Annotated in this window: 1 protein-coding gene; it reads right to left on the bottom strand. The window is 54.1% G+C overall.

From position 1 onward, the window contains the following. Nucleotides 1-758 (bottom strand): G5 domain-containing protein (locus JNG37_RS09760; RefSeq protein ID WP_202848389.1); only part of this gene is annotated, 758 nt, incomplete at both ends.

Raw genomic sequence — 758 nt, 5'->3', positions numbered from 1 at the left:
CGGCTGCCATGATAGGTCACTTGAGAGCGGGAGGGGTGGATTTCCTCACTGGTTAAGAGAGTCCGAACTCCATCCAGCTCGGCATAGGTAACTAGGGCTAGTCCATCCTGACCGGGCTCCACTCGACTAGTACCTTGCGCCATTTCAGGATCCTCGGCCTCACTTCTTTCAAAAGGAATGGAAACTTCTTCACTGACCAAGGTCGCAGTGGCTTGGCTGTGCGTAAGTGGAGGAACTTCCTTGGAATCCACTCGGCTGCCATGATAGGTCACTTGAGAGCGGGAGGGGTGGATTTCCTCACTGGTTAAGAGAGTCCGAACTCCATCCAGCTCGGCATAGGTAACTAGGGCTAGTCCATCCTGACCGGGCTCCACGCGACTAGTACCTTGCGCCATTTCAGGATCCTCGGCCTCACTTCTTTCAAAAGGAATGGAAACTTCTTCACTGACCAAGGTCGCAGTGGCTTGGCTGTGCGTAAGTGGAGGAACTTCCTTGGAATCCACTCGGCTGCCATGATAGGTCACTTGAGAGCGGGAGGGGTGGATTTCCTCACTGGTTAAGAGTGTCCGGACTCCATTCAGCTCGGCATAGGTAACTAGGGCTAGTCCATCCTGACCGGGCTCCACGCGACTGGTACCTTGCGCCATTTCAGGATCCTCGGCCTCACTTCTTTCAAAAGGAATGGAAACTTCTTCACTGACCAAGGTCGCAGTGGCTTGGCTGTGCGTAAGTGGAGGAACTTCCTTGGAATCCACTCG

It is taken from the genome of Streptococcus suis, from assembly GCF_016775005.1.
Lineage (GTDB): Bacteria > Bacillota > Bacilli > Lactobacillales > Streptococcaceae > Streptococcus > Streptococcus suivaginalis.
The sequence above is the reverse complement of the archived record's forward strand: the minus strand, read 5'-3'. Positions and strand labels throughout refer to the sequence as shown.